A 22,870-nucleotide genomic window follows, 5' to 3' on the forward strand; every position below is an offset into this window, starting at 1 on the left:
CCTACAAAAAAGGTTTAGCAATAATGAAGAACAAGAAAAAAGATTTTTTACGAACGATAGTTGAAAATGATTTAAAATCAGGCAAATACAAAGAGATAGTAACAAGATTTCCACCTGAACCCAACGGTTTTCCGCATATCGGACATGCCAAGTCCATATCTATAAATTTTGGTATTGCCCGTGATTATAACGGTCACTGCAACCTGCGAATGGATGACACCAATCCGACAAAAGAAGATACAAAGTATGTAGAAGCTCTTGAAGATGCCGTAAGATGGCTTGGATTTGACTGGGGTGAAAATCTGTACTTTACCTCTGATTATTTTTCCCAGATTTATGATTATGCGGTGCAGCTTATTAAAATGGGCAAAGCCTACGTTGACAGTCTGAGCGAAGATAAAATTCGTGAATATAGAGGTACTGTTACACAACCTGGAAAGCGCAGTAAATATGCAAACAGAAGTGTTGAGGAAAATCTCGATCTTTTTGAGAGAATGAAAAAGGGCGAATTTAAAGACGGTGAACATGTTTTACGGGCAAAGATAGATATGGGTGCAGCCAATATGAAAATGAGAGACCCGCTGTTATACCGCATAAGACATGCACATCACTTTAGAGCAGGGGATGCGTGGTCAATCTATCCTATGTATGATTTTGCACACTGTCTGTCTGATTATATAGAAGGTGTCACGCATTCGATTTGTACCTTGGAATTTGAAAACAATCGTGATATTTACGACTGGGTTTTAGATACACTTGCGCTCAAACCGCCCCGTCCCTATCAGTATGAATTTGCCAGACTCAACATCAACTATACAGTGATGAGTAAAAGAAAACTTTTGGAACTGGTAGAAGGTGGCTATGTAAACGGCTGGGATGATCCGCGCCTGCCTACGATTGCAGGGTACAGAAGGAGAGGGTACACACCGGAGTCCATTTTAAACTTTTGTGAGCAAATCGGTATAGCAAAAGCAAACTCTGTGGTTGATGTTGCACAGCTTGAATTTTCTATACGCGATGACTTAAATACAAAAGTTCCTCGTGTTATGTGTGTAATGGATCCTTTAAAGGTCACAATTGTAAATTATGAAGGTTCTGAGGAGATTGAGGCACCATACTACCCACATGATGTTCCAAAAGAGGGTTCAAGAAAGATTCCTTTTTCAAAAGAACTTTATATCGAACGGGCAGACTTTGAAGAGAATCCGCCTAAAGGCTATTTCCGTCTTACCCCCAAACAGCCTGTAAGACTCAGACATGGCTATATCATTACATGTAAAGAGATTATCAAAGATGCCAATGGAAATATTGTCGAAATAAAAGCACAATATTATCCTGATTCCAAAAGCGGTACGAAAGATACAAGCGGCATCAAAGTAAAAAGTGCCATTCAGTGGGTGAGTGCGGCAGAGGCAAAAAAAGTCGAGATCCGTCTGTACGACAGACTGTTTAAAACTGAAGCGCCGGAGGGAATTGAGGACTTAAATCCAAACTCTTTACAAATCATTAAAAATGCGCTGATTGAACCTGCTGTGATACTTGAAAAACCGGATGAGCGGTTTCAGTTTGAGAGACAAGGCTATTTTTATACTGATCCGGTTGATTACAGCGATGCGCACCCTGTATTTAACAAAATTGTCGGACTGAAAGACTCCTGGGCGAAAAAAGAAAAACCAAAACAGCAGACGACACAGCCGAAAGTCAAACAGGTACAGATAGACGGTGAAATAACACCTATGACAGAAAAGCAAAAAAAAGTATTTGAAAAATATACAGATACGCTGAAACTCAACAATGAGGTGGCAAATACACTGGCCCGTGATGCCTTTCTCTGTGACTTTTTTGAAGAGGCACTCTCTACATGTAACGCTCCTGTCACGCTTTCAAACATTGTAGTCAATGAAGTAGCCAGAGTGCTTAAAAATACAGATGCAGAGGCGCTGAAATTCAGCCCAGTGCATATAGCACAACTGGCAAAAATGATTGAAGAAGATATCATCTCAAGCAAGATTGCCAAACAGGTGTTTGAGGATATGTCAAAGAGTGGAGAAAACCCGACGCAGATAGTTGAAGCAAAAGGGCTGGTGCAGATCAGTGATCCGGCTCAAATTTTACCTGTTATTGATGAAGTGATTGCAAACAATCCTGACAATGTGGCAAAATACAAAGCAGGAAATAATAAGCTGTTTGGGTTCTTTGTAGGACAGGTATTGAAAAAGACAGGTGGCAAAGCAAATCCTAAAATTGTAAATGAGCTTGTAAAACAAAAATTGATATAAAACGCATAAGTTAAGAAAATTAATGCTTTCTCGGAATGTGGACTGCAGTCCGCATTCCGAAAAAGCTGCTAACTTAATGGCATTGTGGTTTTTGAATGTGTGAGTGGATTATTTCGCTTGACAGTTTTATAAATGATATTTTATGATTGTTAAAAAGGAAGAAAAATTGGTGACCCCGAGGAGAATCGAACTCCTGTAACATGGATGAAAACCATGGATCCTAACCGCTAGACGACGGGGCCAACATGCTCAACTTTTGTTGAGCCGAAATTATATAGACAATATCCTTAAAAAAAGATAAAATCTATATATTCCGTTAATTATTCATAAAAGCTACGAAGTGCTCTGATAATGACAGCATTTTTAGAAATACTTTCTGCTTTTGCATTCTCATTTACAGTTTCGTATAAATCCAAAGGAAGAGAGATTGAAAATGTTTTTGTCTCTACTTTTTTCTTTTTAGCCACCATAGAAACAACATTACCTAAAAGCTCTATAATTTTTTTCGTGTCAATAGGCTTTTGAATAAAACTGTTTACACCTACTTCAATTGATGCAGAAATTTTTTCCATATCATTACTTGCAGAGATCACTATGATGATTTGACTTGGATTGATTTCACGAATTTTACGAGAAAGTTCTATCCCGTCCATTCCTTCCATAATAATGTCAACAAAAACTACATCCGGTTTCATCTGCTCATATACTTTTAATGCCGTATCACCGTCAAAACATGATTCTACTTTTGCAAAAAAGTTTTTAAACGTAGAACTGAGAAGTTCGTTCGTTACTTTTTCATCTTCTACAACCATCGCTGTAAGTTTTTTTGTCTGTTCTGTTAATTGAATTAAATCTAAATTACCCATTGTTTTTTCCTATATTTTAATTTGTTATATTATACACTACAAATGGTTAATAACGCTAACATTTATCAACAAATTCAAGAATTTGTCTTAAATTGCTCAAGCCACTCTGTATCAGAAACACTGTTTTTCTCTTTTTGTGTCAACAAAGCATCAATTGTATCTATAAGTGTTTTTTCATCCATAAATTGTAATAAATCAGGATTAATAGAAGTAGGGCGTATGCCGTCATAGCTGTTGAGAAGGTTTTGTATATCTTTAATAAGTTGTTCTTTTCTTTCCATTGTGTATCTGTTCCTGGAGTTTATTCGCGTGTTTGTTCTCTGTAGAGTCTTTGAAATCATTCATATTAAACAATATGTATATTGGTTAACATAATGTAAATTCTCTTGAAAAACCATCTACTCTACTTGAGAGTGGTTTTCAGGCATAAGATAAGCCGAGTTTTGTAGTGATAGCATTAATCTACTGCACATCTTGCGTTGTGCCTCTAGCGAAACAATAGCATTGTAAGACGCTAACCATTTGTTTCTTGCTGCCATGTTGGGTTTACAAGCTCTCTATATTGCTATAAAGACTGGTGGTCTCTTACACCACCTTTTCACCTTTACTACCAAAAGGTAGAAGTTTGTTTTCTGTTGCACTTTCCCTCGTATTGCTACGGCCATTAGTTAAATGGAACACTGTCTTACAGCAGCTCGGACTTTCCTCTTGAATACAGGTTCAAGTTACTATCTCTTATGCCTGATGGAATTATACATAAAAATTCTAAACAAAGATTGGAACATGAACATCTGTTCTTAGCTACATGAAGCAATAAGAACAATTGTTCACTTATGTTTAAGAAGATATTAACAACTGTTCATATATAATTACATATACAAGAACAATTGTTCACTTTTAAAAGAAAAGGAGCTTTAAATGCCTGAAAACAGGGATATAAAGAAAAAAAACACAACAAAAGAGAAAATTCTTACAGCCGCAACCGCCCTCTTTTCGCACTACGGATACAAAGGAGCCAGTGTGCGTAAAATTGCTGCTGAAGTTGGAATAAGAGAGAGTGCTTTATACAATCATTACAAAAACAAGGAGGAAATATTTCTTGAAGTTGCTAAAAATATTTTCTCTTCGCCCTTCTCTTTTTCAGAAGACGAAGTAAAAGAATTGGCATTTCGGGGAAAACCGTTTTTGCAAAAATATACAATGCAGTACAAAATGCTGACATTTGACAGGAAGAATGAAAACATGTTCAGGCTGCTCATGATTGAGCTTATGCAGAACAAAAGCCTCAGAGAACAGTTTATGAGCCAATATCATGATAAAAATATTGCCTTGCTTTCAGAAGGCTTTTTCATTATGATGCAAAATTCTTTAATTCGCTCTTGCGATCCAATGCTTATTGCTTATGAATTTATCAGCACCCTCTTTTATATCAGACTCCAGGTTACATTATTGAGGTTTGATGCCTATTCGACAAATTCGCTTGCGACACAATTTGAAAAACATGTAGATTTTTTTTGGGAAAGCATTAAAATATGATATTATAGAATATTAGATACTAATTAATATTAAACTCTTGTTTTAAAAAAAAGCAGCTCCTGAAAAGAACTGCTTTTTTATATGCTAAAGGTTGAAAGTTATTTTGTTCCCATCGCATCTAAAGCATAGGCTTTTCCAAGCGCGTATGCTTTTTTGTTTGCCTCATGAACTTTTGGCGGAACTTTTGAAAGCATTATTTCTATCAAAGATTCTTCCGGAAGTACACCAGTCATCGTATTTGTAATCGCAAGAGCAACAACAGATTGAGTAATAACATTACCAACCTCTTCTTTTGCTATTGTAATAATAGGAATTTCGATAATTTCCCATAATTTTCTATCTTCATCAGTTGGATGAACTAGATTTGGATCAATTACGATTTTATTTCCAGGTCTTACACCACTTTTAAATTGGTGGAAAGAAACATCAGCAACAGAAAGCATGAAATCAATCTCACCTTCATTTGCATATGGATAACGAATCTCTTCATCATCAAGTGTAATATCAACAACAGTTGCACCACCACGAACTTGAGAAGTATAAGTAGCAGTTTTTAGGCCAAATCCGCCATTCTTAATTTTACAAGCAGCCATAATTTCACCGGCAAGAAGGACACCTTGTCCACCAACACCAGTAAATCTTAAAGTATGTCTCATCTATAACCCCTTATATTTTTTTCTCAAAATCATCTTGAGTGATTTTAGGACGTTGCCCTTGTGCAGCTTTTTGAATCTCTGCATACATGTCACAATACTCTTCCTGCTCAACTTCTCTCAATACACCAGTCGGGAAAATATTCAACTGCTCTTCTTCAGAAAGCGCTTCCCATTTTTTCAACGGAAGTGTAATATCATCGATCCATTTGAGGTTGTCCATTGCAGAAACCATTTTGTTTTTACGACCAAGGTTAATATGACAGTTGGAAAAGATATCCATAAATGAGAAACCTTTGTGAGAAAAACCCTTTACAAGAATCTTTTCAAGTTTTTTAGGATCTGTCATAGATTCACGGGCAACAAAAGATGCCCCTGCCCCGATTGCCAGTTTACAGGCATCAAAAGTTGGGTCAATATTACCGTTCTTTTGAGAAACAGTCCACATTCCGCGAGGAGTTGTCGGAGAAGTCTGTGAATTTGTAAGACCATAAATAAAGTTGTTAATCAGAATAAAATTCAAATCAATATTTCTTCTACAGCCATGAATAGTGTGGTTTCCTCCGATTGCAAGTCCGTCACCGTCACCTGCAACAACGATTACATGTGCATGCGGTTTAGCAAGTTTGATACCGGTAGCATATGCAACAGTACGACCATGTGTTGTGTGAACAGTATTACAGTCGATATATGAAGAAAAACGACCAGAACACCCTATTCCAGATACGATACAAACATCTTTCATATCCCATCCCATTTTTTCAATTGCACGAATAGTTGCTTTTAAAATAACACCATCACCACAACCCCAACACCACAGTGTCGGCATTTTGTTTACACGTAAATATTTATCATAATTAAATGCCATTAAATCATCTCCTTAATTTTTGCTACCATTTCTGCCGGTGCGATAGGACGACCGTTTGCTTTGAGTAAAGTAGTAAAATCATTACGTTTAATAACGCGTTCAATTTCTTTTGAGTACTGACCCATATTGAGTTCAGTCACCATAATTCTGTTTTCAAATTTTCTACCAAGCTCTTCCAATCTCTTAATTGGACTTGGCCATAACATAATCGGTCTGAACAGTCCTGCTTTGATACCTTCTGAACGAAGTTTTTTCACAGCTTCATAAGCACCGAGTGCAATAGATCCGTATGCTATAATACAAACATCTGCATCTTCCAAATCTACTTCTTCATAATCAGGAAGTTCATCAAGCCCACCGTTTTCCAAGTGTACTGTATTTATCTTACCAACCAAACGCTCAATATTAAATTCACACTGCTCTGCATCTTCAGTAGGAAAACCTTCATCTCCATGGTGTAAACCTGTAATGTGGTATTTATACCCTTCAAACATAGGATTCAGCACCGCAGGCTTGTTCATCTCTGCTTTGTATGGCTTATAATCTTCAGGACTACCATGAAATCTTTCACGATCAACTGCAGCAGCTTCAATTTCTTCAATATCCGGCAAATCAGCTTTTCCATGCATATGCCCAATTGTTTCATCAAGAAGTACAAAAACAGGAGTCATATATTTTTCAGCCAGGTTAAATGCACGTACTGTTTGTGTATAACACTCAGTTAATGAACCTGCACATAAAGTGATAGATGCATAATCACCGTGTGTCGGATACTGTGCCTGACCGATATCTGCCTGAGAAACACGAGTAGGAAGACCTGTAGAAGGACCACCACGCATTACATTGATAATAACCAATGGAATTTCAGCAATAAAAGCAAGACCAATCTGCTCCGCTTTTAAAGAAACACCAGGACCAGATGTAGCCGTATATGATTTAACACCAGCCATAGATGCACCAATAGCAGCCGAAATACCTCCGATTTCATCTTCCATTTGAATACAAACACCACCGACCTTTGGTAGTAAATCAGAAGATTCATGCATTACTTCAGATGATGGAGTAATAGGGTATCCTCCAAAAAATCTTGCTCCTGCTTCTACTGCAGCTTTTGCAGCTAATTCATTACCTGTCGAGATAACTTCTCTCATTATTTAGCTCCTTTTTGTTTCACAGACATATAATTGTTTGCAACAATTTCCGCTTGTCTTTTTTTCGCTGCATCAGTTAGTTTTGCAAAACTTTTTCCTGCAGCTTTTAATTCTTTTTTGTCTGCTACATAAATAGCAAAATCCGGACATGTAAGTTCACATTCATTACACCCGATACAATCTTCCGGATAATCAATTGATATCATTGCACCCAGTGTTGATGTTGGGTCATATACCATCCCTAATACACCGGAAGGACACACAGACACACAAATGTCACACGCTTTGCAATTGTTCGTGTTTACCCATACTGGTTCATTTCCTGGGTTTTCAGTTTTAAAAGTTCCCATTTATTCTCCTATTGTTAAATACAAATTAACTATGTATATTAGTTTGCATATAAAAGTATAGCAAATAATTATCAACTTTATTATAAAAGTTGATGCTTATTACCAAAAAGAGTATAGAACGTTTAGTATCTACACACTTATATTGAAATTTTAAAAAATAAATTTAAAGTATAAATTATAAAAACCATATACCGTTTAGTATCTACACACAGGTGTTGAAAATTCAAGAAATTAAAAAGAGATATAAATTATAAAAAAAGAGGGGGAAAAACTTTCTGAAAAATATTACTTTTCCAGAAAGCCTTTTGTGAAAGAATATAAAAATAAATTATTTTTTTGCTAAAACTTCAGCGACAGCTTTTCCGATTTCTGCCGGAGAAACAACAACTTTAACACCGGCAGCTTCAAGAGCTTCCATTTTCTCTTTTGCAGTACCTGCGCTCCCTGAAATAATCGCACCGGCATGACCCATGCGTTTGCCTTTAGGAGCCGTTTGCCCTGCTATAAAAGCAACAACAGGCTTTGTTATCTGCTCTTTTATCAGTTTTGCCGCCTGGATCTCAAGATCTCCACCGATTTCACCAATCATTACAATCGCCTCCGTTTCAGGATCTGCTTCAAACATTGGTAAAATCTGTTTATATGAAAGTCCTATAATAGGATCTCCTCCAATACCTACAGCAGTGGAAATTCCAAATCCTTCCTTTACAACCTGATTTGCACCTTCATATGTTAATGTACCAGACTTTGAAATAAGCCCAACATTACCTTTTTTGAAAATCATACCAGGCATAATACCGATTTTACACTCTTCAGCAGTGATAATACCAGGACAGTTTGGCCCAATAGTTTTCATATTATGTTTTGTAGCATACTGCTTAGCATACATCATATCTTTAACAGGTGCACCCTCTGTAATTATTACAGCAAGTTCTATCCCTGCATCCGCAGCTTCCATAACTGCATCCGCAACAAAAGCAGGTGGAACAAAAATCATTGAAACAGTTGCCCCTGTAGCTTTAACAGCATCTCTGACAGTATTAAATACTGGCTTACCTAAATGCTCTTGTCCACCTTTGTTTGGTGTCACACCACCAACAATGTTTGTACCATAATCAATACACTGCTCTGCATGAAAAGTACCCTCTTTACCAGTAAACCCCTGAACGATAACTTTTGTATCTTTATTTACTAAAATTGACATATCTTATAACTCTCCTTTTGCTGCAGCAACAGCTTTTGCAGCACCATCTGCTAAATCTGTCGCTGGAATTACATTTGGTATATTTGCATTTTTTAGAATTTCCGCTGCTTCAGGTGCATTTGTACCATCAAGACGAACTATCACAGGAACATGAACATTTACAAGCTTTGTAGCTTCAAGTATACCATTTGCAATACGATCACATCTTACTATTCCACCAAAAATATTTACAAAAATAGCTTTAACTTTTGGATTTTTCAAAATTATTTCAAAACCTTTTGCCACTGTTTCAGCATTTGCACTTCCTCCAACATCGAGAAAGTTTGCAGGTGTTCCGCCCATATAATTAATGGTATCCATTGTTCCCATAGCAAGACCTGCACCATTTACCATACAGCCAATTTCACCGTCAAGGGCAATATAAGAAAGACCATATTGTGCAGCTTCACGCTCATCTGGATCTTCTTCAGAAATATCTCTCATAGCTTCAAGATCAGGATGTCTCCCAAGTGCCGAATCATCAAATCCCATTTTACCATCAAGTGCAACAAAATCTCCAGAGCCAGTTTTAACAAGCGGATTAATCTCTATCATCTCTGCATCTTTATCCATATAAAGCTTATAAAGTTTAGAAGCAAAATCAATCATCTTACGCTGTTCATTTTTGTCTGTAATTCCTAGACCAAAAACCAATTCACGACCATGGAAGCCTTGAAATCCAATAGAAGGATCAATAGTAACTTTAATGATTTTTTCCGGGGTTTTTTCTGCTACAGTTTCTATATCCATCCCACCTTCAGTAGAAGCCATAATAATCGGCATCTCTTGAGCACGGTCAAGCACTACAGAAAGATACAATTCGTCTTTAATATCTGCACCGTCTTCTATGTAAACTTTTTGAACTAATTTACCCTCAGGGCCTGTTTGATGCGTTACTAAAGTCATTCCAAGAATTTCATCTGCATACTGTTTTACTTCATCAAGACTTTTAGCCAGTTTTACACCACCACCAAGTCCACGACCACCTGCATGTATCTGTGCTTTAACAACCCAAACAGGTCCACCTAATTCCTTCGCATTTTCAACAGCTTCTTCTACTGAATTTGCAATCTTACCTTTTGGTGTTGGAACACCATACTGGGCAAAAATCTGTTTTGCCTGATACTCATGTATATTCATCTATTCTCCTTATTTAAAATTGAGGGATGTTTTTCTGCACTATCCTTTAAGCCTTATACGACTCGGAATTTAGTTCCTCGCTTGCATTGGCTTTTAAGCCTTAGATGCAATCATCTCTTCCGGTTTTACATATTCGTCAAACTGCTCAGGTGTCAAAAGCCCGAGTTCGACAGCTGTCTCTTTCAATGTTGAATTGTTTGCATGCGCAGTTTTTGCAATTTTGGCTGCATTTTCATATCCGATATACGGGTTCAAAGCTGTTACAAGCATCAAAGAATCATGTAAATAATGATCTATTTTTGCCTCAACAGGTTTGATTCCCACAGCGGCATTATCATTGAAAGACACAATAGAATCTGTCAAAAGGCGCACAGACTGTAAAAAGTTATATGCTATAACAGGCTTAAAAACATTTAATTCAAAATTTCCTTGACTTGCTGCAAAACCGATTGTCGCATCATTTCCCATAACCTGACAGGTAACCATTGTGACCGCTTCACTTTGTGTAGGGTTTACCTTACCCGGCATAATAGAACTCCCCGGCTCATTTGCAGGAATTTCAATTTCACCAAGACCACAGCGAGGACCTGATGCCAACCATCGTACATCATTTGCTATTTTCATCATATCCGCAGCAAGTGCTTTGAGCGCACCGTGAGCAAAAACAAGTGCATCATGGGAAGTGAGTGCGTGAAATTTGTTGGGTGCTGTCACAAATTCATGCCCTGTCAATTCACTGAGCTTTTTAGCAACTCTTTCACCAAGTTCCGGATGTGCATTCAACCCTGTTCCGACTGCGGTACCGCCAAGCGCCAACTCTCTAACTGCTTCAAGAGACTCTTTTGCCATCTTTTCACATTTGCTCAGCATCTCAACCCAACCGCTTATTTCTTGCCCAAGCGTAAGTGGTGTAGCATCCTGCAGGTGTGTACGACCGATTTTTACGATATGGGCAAAGGCTTCACTTTTTGCCTGTAAAGTAGCTTTCAATTTTGCAATGGCAGGAAGAAGGTTCTCTTCAACAGCAATAACAGCCGCTACATGTAAAGCAGTCGGGTATGTGTCATTTGAAGACTGTGACTTGTTAACATCATCATTCGGATGCACCAGCTTCTCTTTTCTAAAATCTCCGCCCAAAATTTCAGTCGCACGATTTGCAAGCACTTCATTATTGTTCATGTTTGACTGCGTACCTGAACCTGTCTGCCATACAACAAGTGGATAGTTTCCATCAAGTTTTCCTGCCAACATATCATCTGCGGCTTGTGCAATTGCATCTGCTTTTTTAGCATCAAGTTTGCCCAGGTCTTTATTAACAAGTGCAACAGCTTTTTTCAGGTATGAAAATGCACGAGTAATTTCATACGGCATTTTTTCTTCACCAATTTTAAAATTTTGAATACTTCTTTGTGTTTGTGCACCCCAATAAGCATCTTGAGGAACCTCAATTTCACCCATTGTGTCTTTTTCTATACGAGTCTTCATTCTCTAGTTTCCTTCAAAAAAATTATTTTCTTTTAGTGTGTCTATTAAGTCTTGAACCGACTTGCAAGATTTGGCAAACATCGCTTTTTCTTTTTCATCTAGTGTTACTTCAATAATTTTTTCAGCACCTTTGGCACCAAGCATTACAGGCACCCCCGAAACTACATCACTGTATCCGTATTCACCTTCAAGACATACCGCACAAGGGTGAATCTGTTTTGTATCTTTTAAAATTGCATCTACCATAATCGCTGTTGATTTTGCAGGCGCATAATAAGCGGAACCTGTTTTTAGGTATCCCACAATTTCAGCACCGCCGTGACGTGTTCTGTCAACAATTTCGGCAATTTCTTCACTTGTAAGCACATCTGACAAAGGCACACCCGCTACAGTCGAGTAACGAGGAAGAGGCACCATATCATCTCCGTGTCCGCCCATAACCGAAGCACGAATCTGTCCGCCGCCATAACCAAGCTTCTCTTGAATAAATGCAGCCATTCTTGAACTGTCCAGAATTCCAGCCATTCCGATAACACGGCTTCTGTCAAATCCACTCTCTTTCAGCGCTACATAAGTCATCGCATCAAGCGGGTTTGAAACCATGATAACAACTGCGTTTGGAGAGTATTTTGCAATACCTTCAATTACCTCTTTTGTGATTTTCGCATTAATCATCAGTAAGTCATCACGACTCATACCGGGAAGTCTTGGACTGCCGGCAGTTACAACAACAACATCACAGTCAACCAAATCTGACATCTCTTCAGCAACTTTTACCACTGTATGACTTCTCACAGCAGAAGCTGCCTGTGACATATCTAATGCCTTCCCTTTTGCTACATCTATTTTGTTGTCACGAAGAATAATTTCATGACATGATCCAAGCATCGCAAGAGAGTATGCTACTGTTGCACCAACATTACCAGCACCTACTATCCCTACTCTTTTTCCTTGACTCATATATGCTCCTTAATATTAAATAGTATGATGACCAGTACAGTACACTTAAACAATATGTGCGAACACATAACATTTAAGTATATTCAGACATCGAAAGTTTTAGATGAAACAGCATTCATCTTTTGTATATAGCACCTGTAAAATAAGAGTTACATAAAAAAGAGGAATATCGTGCATAAGTATACCTTACGCACGATATAATTCAACTTAGATTGAATCAATTATTGCATTCAATGTTGCAGACGGACGCATTGCTTTTTCAGCTTTGGCATCATCCGGGTGGAAATAACCACCGATATCTTTCGGAGAACCTTCCGCAGCAGCAAGCTCAGTAAGAATTTTTTCTTCATTTTTCACAAGTGTTTCAGCAACTGGAGTAAATTTCTCTGCTAAAGCAGTATCTGCAGTTTGCGTACTTAATGCTTCGGCCCAGTAGCGTGCCACCCAGTAGTGAGATGCTTTATTATCTGGTTCGCCACATTTTCTGCTTGGTGCTTTATCATTATCAAGGTATCCTTCATTTGCTTTGTCGAGACCTTCTGTTAATGCACCTATTTTACTGTCTTCACTTTTTTGATACATCATTCGAAGTGATTCAGCAAGTGCTAAAAATTCACCAAGAGAATCCCATCGTAAGTGCCCTTCGTTTACAAATTGCTCAACATGTTTAGGAGCAGAACCACCGGCACCTGTTTCAAATAAACCCCCACCAGCTAATAATGGAACAATTGAAAGCATTTTTGCAGATGTTCCAAGCTCTAAAATAGGATACATATCTGTCAAGTGGTCACGAAGAACATTGCCAGTTACAGAAATCGTATCTTTACCAGCTCTTACTCTTTCGTTTGTAAATCTTGTAGCCGATGCTACATCCATAATTTTTATATCTAAGCCAGTAGTATCATGCTCTTTAAGATATTTGTTTACTTTATTAAGTATTTGTGTATCATGCGCACGATTTTCATCTAACCAAAATACTGCTGGATTTCCTGTAAGTCTTGCACGCTCAACTGCTAAACGCACCCAATCTTGTACTGGAATATCTTTTGTACGAGACATTCTCCAGATATCACCTTTTTCACACTCAAATTTCATAAGTTCTGTGCCGTCTTCGGCAGTAACTGTAACTGTACCACTCTCTTCAAGTTCAAAAGTTGTCGGGTGAGAACCATACTCTTCAGCTTTTTGTGCCATAAGACCAACATTTGCAACATTTCCCATAGTAGTTACATCATACTGTCCATTTTTTACACAGTCAGCTACCATCTCTTGATGGAACATTGCATAGGTACTGTCCGGAATAACAGCAACACACTCATCAGCTGCACCTGTTCTGTCCCACTGTTTACCACCTTCACGAACAACTACAGGCATAGAAGCATCAATAATCACATCGTTTGAAGCATTGAAGTTTGTTGTCCCTTTGTCAGAATCAACCATAGCAATTCTTGGTGCATCTGCATCAACTACAGCCTGGAATGCAGCTTTAATTTCTGCTTCTTTTGAATGACCGGCAATTTTTTTCTCTAAATCACTCATACCAAGATTTGGATTAACTCCTAGCTCAGCAAACAGATCTGCATATTTATCAAAAACTTCTTTGAAGAAAACCTGAAATGCATGTCCAAACATAATCGGATCAGAAATTTTCATCATTGTAGCTTTAAGGTGAATAGACCATATAACACCTTTTTCTTTTGCTTCGTCAATTGTTTTTTGGATAAATGCTCTTAATTTTTTCACTGACATAAAAGTACCATCAAGGACCTCTTTATCAAGTGCATCAATAGTTTTTAATTCTTTACCGTTTAATGCAATTGTTACTTTTTGCGCTTTGTCCATAGTTACTGACTGCTCATTTGCATAAAAATCACCGTCACCATTCATGTGAGCAACGTAAGCTTTTGAGTTTTCGGCAAAAGGCTTGAGTCTGTGCGGATGTTTCTGTGCATATTTTTTAACAGCATGTGCTGCACGTCTGTCAGAATTTCCTTCACGAAGGACAGGGTTAACTGCAGAACCAAGACAAGTGCTGTATTTAGCCTGAATAGCTTCTTCTTCAGCATTTGCAGGATTTTCCGGATAGTTCGGAATATCATATCCTTGAGACTGAAGTTCGGCAATACAGTCTTTCAATTGACCAACTGAAGCAGAAATATTTGGAAGCTTAATAATGTTAGCTTCCGGTTTTTGCACAAGTTCACCAAGTTTAGACAATTCATCTTCTCCAAGACCCATTGCCGCTAAAACTCTTCCTGCTAATGAAATATCACTAGTTACAACTTCTACACCTGCTTCTTTTGTAAAAGCATTTACGATTGGCAATAAAGAATATGTTGCTAAAGCCGGAGCTTCATCAATTTTTGACCAAATAATTTTTGACATGTTCTGTCCTTCTGAGTTAATATTTATTCATAAATTATATATTTATGAACTTTACGAATTAAATAATAACACTTAAGAGAAACAAACCGTGCATTGACAGGGAAAAGTTCACATTATCTTTCTTTTTTGTTTCATTTTGTAGCACGCTTTATGTTGCGTAAATGTGTAGAATAGTTACATGTAAAGTCATGTGTTCCTTTTTTGGATTTCATAAAATAGAGATAATCTGTTTTTTTAGGAAATACCGCAGCCCGTATGGCATCAATACTTACATTGCAGACAGGAGCAGTTGGAAGCCCTGCATGTCTGTATGTATTGTATGTTGTAGTATCATTTTTAATTCGGTAGGGTGTGACCTTTTGATGCGAATACTTTCCGTAGTTAAGCGTTCCGTCCATTTGCAGTTTCATTCCCTTGTTTATTCTGTTGTATATAACAGAACTCACCAAGGGCATCTCTTTTACACTGGCTGATTCTTTTTGAATTATTGAAGCTATTGCTACATATCGAAACCATTTTTTTTCATTATAATTGCCGAAAAACTTCAGCGAGAGTTCTTTCATTTTTCTGTGTGAGCTGTTTAGTAACACTCTTATAAGTTCTTTTTCCGTAATACCCAAAGGAAGTCTGTAGGTGTCAGGAATAAAAACGCCCTCTTTCATTGGAGCATGCTTGTCAAATTCATCTTGCAGTTTTTGTCTGTTGAGATGCAAATTGCTTGCCAGTTGATTTAAAAATATATAAGTGGTCTCTCCCGGAATAAGTGTAACATTTTGCAAAGCTGCCTTGGATCTTGTCAGTTTATATAAAAAATCCGCTTTGGTGTTTACCCTTGTCTGTAAATTTATCCATCCGCTTTGAGGGGAGCCAATCATCCGTAAAAGAAAAGAATCGATTTTGCAGACATCATAATTTTTAGACTGCAATTGTGTTATAATTTTATTAATAGAGCCTGCAGGAATATAGAGGACTTTGGGTGTATAAATAGGTTTATTAAGGTAGTACATGAAAGATAATGCAATCACAAAGATTATTGCGAAAACATACGCGAGTATAGTTGTTTTTTTTACTTTCATGTTTCTTCTTCTTGTTGGTTTGTTTATAGTTTTACAAAATGGATTATATCTTGATAATGTTTCTATATCAAATATTCATGCAAAAAGTATTTATATCAAATGGGATGACAGACTTACTGTTTCTGTTAAAACCTTAAAAATTGACAGACAAAACAACAAAACAGCCAACAGTATCAGTTTTAAAGAGTTCAGCAAATATCTTAAAATTGTTACGCAAACAACACACTGGTTTCGCTCTCTTGTTGTCAGAAACATAGTGTTTGGCAACGCCACAGGCTCTTTTAAATACACGAGTAGCGAGCAGGGTTTTTTTGTTTTTCAATCTCCGGATTTTGATTTTGAATCGAAGATTTATGCAAAAACAGATCTGCTCAGAGTCGCAATAAAAAAGTTTCAAGACAAAAAAAGGGCTGTCAATATAAAAGGCAGTGTTATTTTTGATACACAGGCGCAAAAAGTATACACAAAAATTGACCTTGATATTCATAATGACGCAAACCTTACTGTTTATGCAATTGCAGATGAAAAACAACTCATCTACAATGTTGTCAGCAACAAACACATAACTGATATTTCTCACCTGATAAAAATCGCACATTTGCCAAAAGAAGTAATATACTGGGCATATACTGCCATTAAAATGCAATATCTTGATATTCAAACATTTCATGGTTTTATTGATTATAATGATTTGCAAAATGCTTATAAAAACATATATATCCAGGCAGTTGCACAAAAACTCATCTATACATACAATCCAAAACTCGACGCCGTAAAAAGCAGGCAGACAAATCTTGAATTTAAAAAGGGGATTTTATATATAAAACCTCAAAATGCTTTGACGTACGGAATGAACTTAGGAAAAAGCTGGCTTAAAATTGACTTCAATAAAAAAGAAGAACTCTTAACACTGCATTTGCTGTTTGAGGGTATGCTTAACAAAGACATGTTACATGTATTGAACACCTACAAAATAAAACTGCCTTTTTTACAAAGAAAAGGCACAGTCAATACTGACTTAACGATAGAGGTCAATCTTCATACAATTGATGTAGATGCCAAAGGAGACTTTTATACCAAAAAAGCAAACTTTGACTATCTTGGACTGAATATAGATATTTTCAATACACATATACATCTTGATAATTATGATGTGCTGATAGATAAAATGCAGGCAAAATACAAAGAGATTGCTGCGGCAAATGTATATGTAAACTTTAATGCAAAGAAATCAACAGGAACAATAGACTTAAACTTTCACAAAATAGAGACACAGGGTCTCTCTCTTGATACACAAAAAGGACCTTTACATGTAGCTTACCGTATTCATCCAAAGCAGGATACGATAGATATAGATTCTTCAAAATGGCAATATGAAAACAAAATTATTACGCTAGAAAAACTCTCAGTAGATTTTGATCTGAAAAAACTGCAGACAAATATACCCGCAACATATTTTAATACCTGGAATATAACAAATGGATATGTTCATGGAACAATAGACCTCAAAGCATCTAAAATAAATCTTGATGTAGATCTCTTAAAGCTACAGTACAGCGGTATAGAACTCACACAAACAGTAACACCCTTACGAGTACAATACGACAAAGTTTTATCTGTCTCTTCGCAAGAAGATATATTTTTCAATGTTAACGGATCACAATACAAAGCAAGCAATTTTTATATAAATTTTGACAAACAAAGTATCTATTTGAAACATACATTTTTACAAATCAGTGATTATATCAGTACAAAAGTCTATGCCCATTATGATTTTGATTCAAAAAAAGCACATATAAGTTTAAATGATTTTGTATTGAAAAATCCGAAAACAGATGCCATACTCTATAAAAACAACAAAATAATGCTAGGCGGGTATATTGACGGTGAAAACATTACAATAGATTCACGAGAACTTGATGCTTCTTTTGTTTCCAATGAAAAACAATGGAAGTTAACACTCAACGCTCTTGAAATTCTTGCAAAAAAATCACGTTTTTTACAAAAGTATAAACTCAATGAAGGGAAAATCAGTTTTTATAAAAAAAGCGATGCCCCCCATACTCAGTTTAGCGCGACTTTACACTATCCTTATCATTTACTGGTCAACAAAAACAAGGAAGTCAGTACCTACACGGTAACAGGAGAAATTACAAAAAAGCAAAAAATTTATCTCAATGTAAACAAGAAAATGCACATTAAAATAGACAAAGATATTGCAATCAAGATACATGATGCCGGTCTGAATGTAGATGCTATTGTCAAATTTACAAAACAAATAACAAGACAGTCAAATGCAAAAAAAAGCAACTTTAAGCTTTCCGTAGATGCGATAGATTCCTATCTTTATCTTGGCAACAACCGATACGCTGTTTCAGATACAATGCATCTGCAATATTACAATAATATCTTAACAGCACAACTCACTCATAAAAAAGGAAATGCAGGATTTAAGCTTGAAAACAATACTTTTCATCTTTATGGAGAAAACTTTAATGATAAATTTATGGAAAAACTCTTTGCCCCGTCTAAATTCAGTGGCGGGAGTCTGGACTTTTCTATGAATGGAACACTTGAAGACTACAAGGGTGTTTTTTACATGCATGATACTATAATGATTGACTATAAACTTCTAAATAATGTCTTAGCTTTTGTCAATACAATACCCTCTCTTGTTACTTTTTCACTGCCGGGTTACAGTAAAAAAGGTTTACATGTGAAGAATGCCTATGTAAAATTTCATGCAAAAAAAGGTGTTTTTGATATTTCAGATATTTATCTTGAATCCAAAGAGTTGACAATACTTGGAAAAGGGAGTGCGGATACCAACAAGAACAGTATCAATTTGGTTTTAAATCTAAAAACAGATCTGGGAAGTAATCTCTCAAAAGTACCACTTGTCGGTTATATTATTTTTGATGGAAAAAGTATATCAACCACACTCAAAGTTACAGGAAAACTCAGCGATCCTACTATAAATACCATGGTTGCCAAAGATATTATTGTAGCACCGCTCAATATCATCAAGCGAACCCTTACCTTTCCTTTTAAAGTACTTCAAAAACTCTTCTAGGAATTTTCACTACTCATTTCGAAGAACAGTCAGTATATCTACTTCACTTGCCTTTTTGGCAGGATAATAAGAAGAAGCGACAACGATACCAAAAGCACCTGCGACAATAAAAACAAAATCATGCAGTGTCAAGTCCAGAGGAAGTCTTGAGGTAGGATAAACATCTTTTGGCAAAGAGACAATATCAAAAGTACTCAGCAGCCATATACCACTCAATCCAAAAACAATACCGGCTAAAATACCGGTAATTCCTATAACAATTCCCAGATACAAAAATACCTTTTTAATTTCAGATGTTGTTGCACCCAAAGAGAGCAAAAGTGCAATTTCGCCTCTTCTGTTCATTACAGTCATTAAAAGAGAAGAGATGATATTGATAGAAGCAATAAGAATAATAAGCATCAGGACAATAAAAAGAGAGGTTTTTTCCATCTCCAAAGCAGCAAAAAAATTCATATTGTCTTCCCACCAGCCTTTTACTGTTACACTGATTGGCAGCACTTTTTTTATTTTTTCTATATCTTTTCGTGGATATTTGGAATATATATGAATACCGTCATATTCATTTGCAGCCATATGCTCTATGGTCTGCATAGCCTCGAGTGTTGTGTAGGAGTATGCTTTGTCATAAGCCGAAAGTCCTGAATCAAAAAACGACTTGATCTTAAAGCGCTTTATTTTTGGAGTAACAGAGAGTCCGCCCGGTTCTACATTTGTAAAAATATACATCAGTTTATCATTTACATGTAAATTAAATTCTTCTTTAAGAGTTTTTCCTACAACAACATCAAATTTTTTAAAGGTGTGCCCCGTAATTGCCTTGGCAAGTACCGAATTGACTTTCGCTTCATCCTCAAGATTGACACCAAAGAGATATCCACCTTCGAGTCTCGAACCGCTTCTGGCCATCACGGAGGATTGAATGTAAGGGCTAAACTGCAAATGAGGAAATTTTGCTTCCAAATCCATAAGCAGATTGCTGTTTACAGCACCGTAAAATTTTGGAATAATGGTCAGAGGGTAGTTCATAACAGTCAGTTTGTCTTTAAACTCTTTGTCAAAACCATTCATAAGGGCCATGGCAATAAGAAGCACCATGACACCGAGCGTAATTCCTATAAAGGCTAAAAGTGCAGATATAAAGATAAAAGGCTGATCCTTGTCAAAGCGTAAAAATCTTTTAACAAGGTAAGAAACTATTGATTTTTTCAAGAAGCAAAAACACCTTTTTTCGGACCGCTTTTTCCGCAGCATTGTTTATACTTTTTTCCGCTTCCGCACGGACAGGGGTCATTTCTTGCTATTTTTTTACTCACAACAAAATCATCTTCTGCATCAATGTCTACATTGTCATGATGGTTAAGCCGCATCAATGCTTCTTGTGCTTTTTTCTCTTCTTCAAGCTGTTTGGAAATTCTGGCAGCCTCTTCTTCCGGAGACTCCATCTGGAACTGTATAATCTGCAAGGTTTTAATTGTATTGAATTTAATATCATTAATTAATTCACCAAAAAGACCAAAACTCTCTTTTTTATACTCAACAAGAGGATCTTTTTGATTATATGCACGCAGACGAATACCTGTTTTCATATTGTCCATTGCATAAAGATGCTCTCTCCAGGCATTATCCAACTCTTTGAGATAAAACTCTTTTTCTATATCTTGCCTTGTCTGCTCATCCAACACGCCCATTTTCTCATCATAAGCAGTTTTTAACAGTTCTGTAACTTTTGCATATAATTCTTCATATTCCAACTCTTTTAGCTGTTCAGTGTCCAGATCAAAATTCATCTCTTCTTTAAGTAACTGAGAGAGCTTTTCAGGATTAAAATCTTCTTTATCTGCACCGGAAAATATATCCGAACGAGCTAAAAGATTTTCAACATACTCTTCTCTGATTTCATCGATTTTAGCAGCAATATCATAATCATCACTTAAAAGCTGATTTCTGAATTTGTACACGATTTTTCTTTGCTCATTTGCAACATCATCATACTCAACAATTTGCTTGCGCCCTTCATAGTGCATATTTTCAACTTTTTTCTGTGCTTTTTCAACTGCACGGGTTACCATTCTTGATTCTATATATTCACCGTCTTCAACACCGAGTCTTTCCATGATGGACTTGATTTTATCACTGCCGAATATTCGTAAAAGATTGTCTTCAAGTGAAAGATAAAACTGTGTTGTTCCGGGATCACCCTGACGCCCGGAACGTCCGCGTAACTGGTTGTCAATACGGCGGTTTTCATGTCTCTCAGTTCCGATGATGTATAATCCACCGAGCTCTTTTACTTCATCACTCACCTTAATGTCAACACCGCGTCCTGCCATATTTGTTGCAATGGTTACAGCACCCTTTGCTCCTGCATGTTTAATGATTTCACTCTCTTGCGCATGGTTTTTTGCATTTAAAACAGTATGGGCAATTTTTTCTTTCTTAAGAATTTCATGTAAAACTTCAGACTTTTCTATAGAAGCCGTACCTATCAAAATAGGTTGTCCTGATTTGCTTAGTTTTTTAATGGTTTCAATAACAGCTGCAAATTTTTCTTCTTCTGTTTTGTATATTAAATCATTCAAATCTTTTCTTGCAATCGGAATATTTGTAGGAATGGAAACAACATCCAAATTATAAATCTGTGCAAACTCTGTTGCCTCTGTTTCGGCAGTACCTGTCATTCCCGCAAGTTTGTCATACATTCTAAAGTAATTTTGAAAAGTAATATCTGCAAGTGTTTGTGTTTCTTCTTTGATTTCTACACCCTCTTTGGCTTCAAGTGCCTGATGCAGTCCTTCAGAAAAACGGCGCCCTTCGCTTAATCGACCCGTAAATTCGTCAACAATAACAACTTCCCCGTCATTGACAACATAATCAACATCTTTTTCAAAAAGATAATTTGCTTTTAAAGCCTGGTCAAGCATGTGTGGCAAAGAAGCATTCTCTGCACTGTAAAGATTTTCAACACCAAAAAGCTCTTCCGCTTTTGTGATACCCTCTTCTGTAATTAATATTACTTTGTCTTTTTCATCAACAGTAAAATGTTCTTCTTTATTCAATTCCAAAGCAACTCTGTTTGCTTTGAGATAATCCTGCATATTTCTGTTTGTAGGACCTGAAATGATCAAAGGCGTTCTCGCCTCATCAATTAAAATAGAATCCACTTCATCAACAATTACGAAATTATGTCCACGCTGTACCATCTGGTCTTTTGAATAACTCATATTATCACGTAAATAGTCAAAGCCGAACTCATTATTTGTACCGTAGGTAATATCTGCATCATATGCCGCTTTTTTTTCAATCGGGTCATGCATATCTTCTAAAATAGTCCCTACACTATAACCCAAAAAGTTATACAACACACCCATCTCTTTTGCATCACGAGAGGCCAGGTAATCATTCACTGTTACCAGATGAACGCCCTTGCCTGTCATTGCATTGAGCGTAATGGCAAGTGTAGCCACAAGGGTTTTTCCCTCACCGGTTTTCATTTCGGCAATTCTACCCTCATGTAAAACCATACCACCTATAAGCTGAACATCAAAATGGCGCATATTCAAAACACGTTTTGCAGCTTCTCTTGTAATGGCAAAAGAATCATACAGCACATCATCAAGACTCTTTTCACCACTGCGTACACTTTGTTTCAAATCTTCAAAAGCATTTTTGAGTGCATCATCACTTAAAACTTCATATTTGCTTTCAAGTTCATTAATCTTTTTAACTTTTTTCGCATATTTTTTTAATTCTCGGTCATTTGCAGTACCAAATACCTTACCCATGAATGCTTGTAGCATTTGCA

17 protein-coding genes, 1 tRNA gene and 1 other RNA gene are annotated in these 22,870 nt (G+C 36.7%); 3 read left to right on the forward strand and 16 right to left on the reverse strand.

Going from position 1 to position 22,870, the window contains the following annotated elements:
• The first annotated feature begins 23 nt into the window (after positions 1–23).
• Positions 24–2,279, forward strand: a complete 2,256-nt coding sequence (locus tag FJR45_RS06465) for a glutamine--tRNA ligase/YqeY domain fusion protein (RefSeq protein ID WP_193149713.1) — start codon at positions 24–26, stop codon at positions 2,277–2,279.
• A 167-nt stretch (positions 2,280–2,446) separates the two neighbouring features.
• Here the strand turns inward: FJR45_RS06465 and FJR45_RS06470 are convergent.
• The 4 genes from FJR45_RS06470 to rnpB form a co-directional block, all read right to left on the reverse strand.
• Positions 2,447–2,521: transfer RNA gene (locus FJR45_RS06470), tRNA-Glu, on the reverse strand.
• 78 nt (positions 2,522–2,599) lie between these two features.
• Positions 2,600–3,145, reverse strand: coding sequence for a response regulator (locus FJR45_RS06475; RefSeq protein WP_151900278.1), 546 nt, complete (start codon positions 3,143–3,145; stop codon positions 2,600–2,602).
• Between the two features lie 74 nt (positions 3,146–3,219).
• Positions 3,220–3,426, reverse strand: coding sequence for a hypothetical protein (locus FJR45_RS06480; protein WP_151900277.1), 207 nt, complete (start codon positions 3,424–3,426; stop codon positions 3,220–3,222).
• Between the two features lie 136 nt (positions 3,427–3,562).
• Positions 3,563–3,889, reverse strand: an RNA gene (gene rnpB / locus FJR45_RS06485) — RNase P RNA component class A.
• A gap of 174 nt (positions 3,890–4,063) precedes the next feature.
• Between rnpB and FJR45_RS06490 the strand changes: the two genes are divergently transcribed.
• Positions 4,064–4,681 carry a TetR/AcrR family transcriptional regulator gene (locus tag FJR45_RS06490; protein ID WP_193149715.1) on the forward strand — a complete coding sequence of 206 codons (618 nt, stop codon included), beginning with the start codon at positions 4,064–4,066 and terminating at the stop codon, positions 4,679–4,681.
• 98 nt (positions 4,682–4,779) lie between these two features.
• Here FJR45_RS06490 and FJR45_RS06495 read toward each other — a convergent pair whose 3' ends face one another.
• The 10 genes from FJR45_RS06495 to mltG form a co-directional block, all read right to left on the reverse strand.
• Complete coding sequence (locus FJR45_RS06495) at positions 4,780–5,337, reverse strand: 2-oxoacid:acceptor oxidoreductase family protein (RefSeq protein WP_193149717.1); 558 nt, start codon at positions 5,335–5,337, stop codon at positions 4,780–4,782.
• A 10-nt stretch (positions 5,338–5,347) separates the two neighbouring features.
• Positions 5,348–6,202, reverse strand: coding sequence for a 2-oxoglutarate ferredoxin oxidoreductase subunit beta (locus tag FJR45_RS06500; RefSeq protein ID WP_193149718.1), 855 nt, complete (start codon positions 6,200–6,202; stop codon positions 5,348–5,350).
• Positions 6,202–7,356 carry a 2-oxoglutarate synthase subunit alpha gene (locus FJR45_RS06505; RefSeq protein WP_193151913.1) on the reverse strand — a complete coding sequence of 385 codons (1,155 nt, stop codon included), beginning with the start codon at positions 7,354–7,356 and terminating at the stop codon, positions 6,202–6,204. The genes FJR45_RS06500 and FJR45_RS06505 overlap by 1 nt, the downstream gene beginning before the upstream one ends.
• Positions 7,353–7,703: a 4Fe-4S dicluster domain-containing protein gene (locus tag FJR45_RS06510; RefSeq protein WP_193149719.1), complete on the reverse strand. Its 351-nt coding sequence runs from the start codon at positions 7,701–7,703 to the stop codon at positions 7,353–7,355. The genes FJR45_RS06505 and FJR45_RS06510 overlap by 4 nt, the downstream gene beginning before the upstream one ends.
• A gap of 328 nt (positions 7,704–8,031) precedes the next feature.
• Positions 8,032–8,907: a succinate--CoA ligase subunit alpha gene (gene sucD / locus FJR45_RS06515; protein WP_193149721.1), complete on the reverse strand. Its 876-nt coding sequence runs from the start codon at positions 8,905–8,907 to the stop codon at positions 8,032–8,034.
• A 3-nt stretch (positions 8,908–8,910) separates the two neighbouring features.
• Positions 8,911–10,086 (reverse strand): ADP-forming succinate--CoA ligase subunit beta, encoded by a 1,176-nt coding sequence (gene sucC, locus FJR45_RS06520; protein WP_193149723.1) that lies wholly within the window; start codon positions 10,084–10,086, stop codon positions 8,911–8,913.
• 93 nt (positions 10,087–10,179) lie between these two features.
• The gene (gene fumC, locus FJR45_RS06525) at positions 10,180–11,571 is read right to left on the reverse strand and encodes a class II fumarate hydratase (protein ID WP_193149725.1); all 1,392 of its coding nucleotides are present in this window, start codon (positions 11,569–11,571) and stop codon (positions 10,180–10,182) included.
• 3 nt (positions 11,572–11,574) lie between these two features.
• The gene (gene mdh / locus FJR45_RS06530; protein WP_193149727.1) at positions 11,575–12,531 is read right to left on the reverse strand and encodes a malate dehydrogenase; all 957 of its coding nucleotides are present in this window, start codon (positions 12,529–12,531) and stop codon (positions 11,575–11,577) included.
• Between the two features lie 207 nt (positions 12,532–12,738).
• The gene (locus FJR45_RS06535) at positions 12,739–14,916 is read right to left on the reverse strand and encodes an NADP-dependent isocitrate dehydrogenase (protein WP_193149729.1); all 2,178 of its coding nucleotides are present in this window, start codon (positions 14,914–14,916) and stop codon (positions 12,739–12,741) included.
• Between the two features lie 131 nt (positions 14,917–15,047).
• A complete protein-coding gene (mltG, locus tag FJR45_RS06540) occupies positions 15,048–15,992 on the reverse strand; it encodes an endolytic transglycosylase MltG (protein ID WP_193149731.1) in 945 nt (314 codons plus the stop codon).
• On the opposite strand from mltG, the gene FJR45_RS06545 reads away from it, so the two are divergent.
• A complete protein-coding gene (locus FJR45_RS06545; protein ID WP_193149732.1) occupies positions 15,922–19,065 on the forward strand; it encodes a YhdP family protein in 3,144 nt (1,047 codons plus the stop codon). The two genes, mltG and FJR45_RS06545, sit on opposite strands and share 71 nt — an antisense overlap.
• A 9-nt stretch (positions 19,066–19,074) precedes the next feature.
• Here the strand turns inward: FJR45_RS06545 and FJR45_RS06550 are convergent, their stop codons facing one another.
• Both FJR45_RS06550 and secA read right to left on the reverse strand, forming a co-directional pair.
• Positions 19,075–20,277: an ABC transporter permease gene (locus tag FJR45_RS06550; RefSeq protein WP_193149734.1), complete on the reverse strand. Its 1,203-nt coding sequence runs from the start codon at positions 20,275–20,277 to the stop codon at positions 19,075–19,077.
• Positions 20,274–22,865, reverse strand: a complete 2,592-nt coding sequence (secA, locus tag FJR45_RS06555) for a preprotein translocase subunit SecA (protein ID WP_193149736.1) — start codon at positions 22,863–22,865, stop codon at positions 20,274–20,276. The genes FJR45_RS06550 and secA overlap by 4 nt, the downstream gene beginning before the upstream one ends.
• Positions 22,866–22,870: the final 5 nt, after the last annotated feature.

The sequence above is a fragment of the Sulfurimonas sediminis genome (genome assembly GCF_014905115.1).
Lineage (GTDB): Bacteria > Campylobacterota > Campylobacteria > Campylobacterales > Sulfurimonadaceae > Sulfurimonas > Sulfurimonas sediminis.